The organism is bacterium (genome assembly GCA_035527515.1).
Classification (GTDB): Bacteria; B130-G9; B130-G9; order B130-G9; family B130-G9; genus B130-G9.
Genome location: DATLAJ010000010.1, coordinates 1 through 2,490, shown reverse-complemented (window position 1 = coordinate 2,490; position 2,490 = coordinate 1). Strand labels below are relative to the sequence as shown.

Below are 2,490 nucleotides of genomic sequence, written 5' to 3'. Positions count from 1 at the left end.
CCTCGAAGCCAGGCGCGATTTCTTGGATGTTCGGGACGTTGCCCATGCGTACACGCTTGCGCTCGACAAGGGGGCGCCCGGGGTGATATACAACATCTGCTCGGGCCGGGCGGTGTCGATAGGCGAAATCCTTGAGACGTTACTCTCATTGAGCGAGAAGAAGATCGAGGTCGAGGTTTCCAGGGAGCTTCTTCGGGCCAGTGACGTCTCTCTACTCGTTGGGTCGCACGACCGCTTCACGCAAGCTACCGGGTGGGTGCCGACAATCCCGCTGGATAAGACGCTAGAGGACCTTCTGATGTTCTGGCGTGGGCGCGTGGGGTAGGCATCGTTGGCGAGACCAGGGCTGCACTGCGCCAGACCTCGGGAGTCTGCAATGTAGCTGCTCTTAGCAGGCAAGGTTAGTTCATATTGCGGCTCTTGATATTGGCCTGAAGATGAGTAGCATCGGAATAGGAGGTGATTGATATGGAAATAGTGTATGCGAAACTGAAGCTGCTGAACGCCATCGATGTTGGCCTCTTCAAGCGTGGGATGCTGGAAGAGGACAAGATACGGCAGGCTGACGTCAATGCCCTTGTCGATAGCGGCGCCTCGACCATTGCCGTGCCGACACGCCTCGCGATTCGGCTCGGCCTAGACCACGTCCGGTTCACGGAGGCGGAGCTGGCGAACGCCGAGTCGGAGAAGGTGGAGGTTTCGTGGGGCCAGTCGAGATAAGGTTTGAAAACCGCGTGTGGGCGCTGAATGCGCTGGTTCTGGGAAATGAGGTCCTGCTTGGGTCGATCGCCATGGAGGACATGGACGTCCTCATCGATCCCAAACGTCAGAAGCTCATCGTCAACCCGGAAAGCCCCTATCTGCCGAAAATGTTAGTGAAGTAGGTGCGGCCAGCCTGATCGGGCGAAAGCTGCCCCTCTCAACCACTCCTTATACCCACGCCAGAGGCTTCTTTGCTTGCGCTTTCTGGCGTTTCCCCCATGAGGTCTGCAATTCCAACTCCTGAACCCTAATACAGGTGGCAGGCTACCAGACGCCCGCCTCCAACGTCCTTGAGCTGCGGCTTGGCCGTCTCGCACAGGGGGAGCGCCTCAGCACAGCGCTCGCGGAATTTGCAGCCACCCACGCGCGGCTTGTCATTGGCCGTTACCGCAGCGGAAACCACGGGCGGTCTTCGTTGAATCACTGGGACCGACGCGAGAAGCAGCTTTGTGTATGGGTGCAGTGGTTCTGAGAAGAGGTCCCGCGCGGGTGCAAGTTCAAGGATGCTGCCGAGATACATGACCGCGACCGTGTCGGCAGTCTGACCGACCATCCGCAGGTCGTGGGCGATGATGACGAACGTCAAGTGCCTGGTCGATTTAAGCCGCATCAGCAGGTTCAGAACCTTGCCCTGCACGGAGACATCCAGCGCCGAGACAGGCTCGTCCGCAACGATGAGCCTCGGCTCCACGGCAAGCGCCCTGGCGATGCCGATGCGCTGACGCTGCCCCCCGGAGAACTCGTGCGGGAACTTGTTCGCTGCATCTGGGGACAACCCCACCTGCTCCAGCAGCGCCCCCACACAGCGAGCCCGCTGCGCTCTCGTGCACAGCCGGTGAATTCGCATACCCTCGGCAATGATGCTTCCTACTCTCATCCTGGGGTCGAGCGACGCGAACGGGTCCTGGAATATCATCTGGACTGACCGTCTGAAGGCTAAGAGCTCTTTCCTGTCGAGGGAGAAGACATCCCGGCCCTCGAAGCACACCGTGCCCCCGTCTGGGTCAAGCAGCCGGGTCATAAGCATCGCCAGAGTCGTCTTGCCGGAGCCCGACTCGCCCACCACCGCAAACGTCTCCCCCTCCCGAACCGAGAATGACACGTCATCCACAGCAGTTAGCTTCCGCCTCTTGGCCCGCCCATCCTTGAGCAAGAAATGCCTGAAGAGACCCTCACCACTCAGAATCATCTTTGTCATAGAAGCCTCGGCTCAGGAGCCCTATATGAAAGCGGGATTTAATACCAGGGGAGATTATAGCAGGTGGGTGGGGATGCCGGCTACTCGATCTTGCAGGTCTTACCGAGGCCGCGCAAGCGCCTCATCGCGGAGACGTCGCGGCAGCCCGGCCGGACATCGCGCCTGGTCCCGAATCAAGTGGCTTACCTGCATGCCATAGTGTGCTGACTAGCGATCTGCTGGTTGCATCTTTTTGAGTTCATCCTCGATCTTCGAGATGCATTGCTGGATCGCCTCAAGGCACGGCTTCTGAAGGCGGTCAATCTCCGTTTGCCCTTCCCCTCCGGCCTTCCAGGCAAACAAGCTTTGTGAAGGCGGGATATAATGGTTGATTCGATGGAAGTAATCGTAGGAGGCTATTCTGCGTCTCATTTTGTATCTCATTAAACAGGCTTCTGGTCTTGAGTAGATCTAATCCGGAGGCCAGAATTGGCGGCGGGTATTCCACCTTATTGTCCCTTCTAATCGTGGGTCTAATCGTGGGATTCTCG

The 2,490-nt window shown here is 58.4% G+C and carries 5 protein-coding genes; 3 read left to right on the top strand and 2 right to left on the bottom strand.

Annotated features, from left to right (window positions below):
* The 3 genes from VM163_00450 to VM163_00440 all read left to right on the top strand — a co-directional run.
* Positions 1-325 (top strand): GDP-mannose 4,6-dehydratase (locus VM163_00450; GenBank protein HUT02347.1); only part of this gene is annotated, 325 nt, incomplete at its 5' end.
* A gap of 143 nt (positions 326-468) precedes the next feature.
* Entirely contained in the window at positions 469-720 is a 252-nt protein-coding gene (locus VM163_00445) for an aspartyl protease family protein (GenBank protein ID HUT02346.1), read from the top strand.
* Complete coding sequence (locus VM163_00440; protein HUT02345.1) at positions 702-884, top strand: hypothetical protein; 183 nt, start codon at positions 702-704, stop codon at positions 882-884. Before VM163_00445 ends, VM163_00440 begins: the two co-directional genes overlap by 19 nt.
* 125 nt (positions 885-1,009) lie before the next feature.
* Here VM163_00440 and VM163_00435 read toward each other — a convergent pair whose 3' ends face one another.
* On the bottom strand, positions 1,010-1,951 hold the full coding sequence (locus VM163_00435; GenBank protein ID HUT02344.1) for an ABC transporter ATP-binding protein: 942 nt from the start codon (positions 1,949-1,951) through the stop codon (positions 1,010-1,012).
* Positions 1,952-2,167: 216 nt separating this feature from the next.
* Positions 2,168-2,371: a hypothetical protein gene (locus VM163_00430; protein ID HUT02343.1), complete on the bottom strand. Its 204-nt coding sequence runs from the start codon at positions 2,369-2,371 to the stop codon at positions 2,168-2,170.
* Between the last annotated feature and the right edge of the window lie 119 nt (positions 2,372-2,490).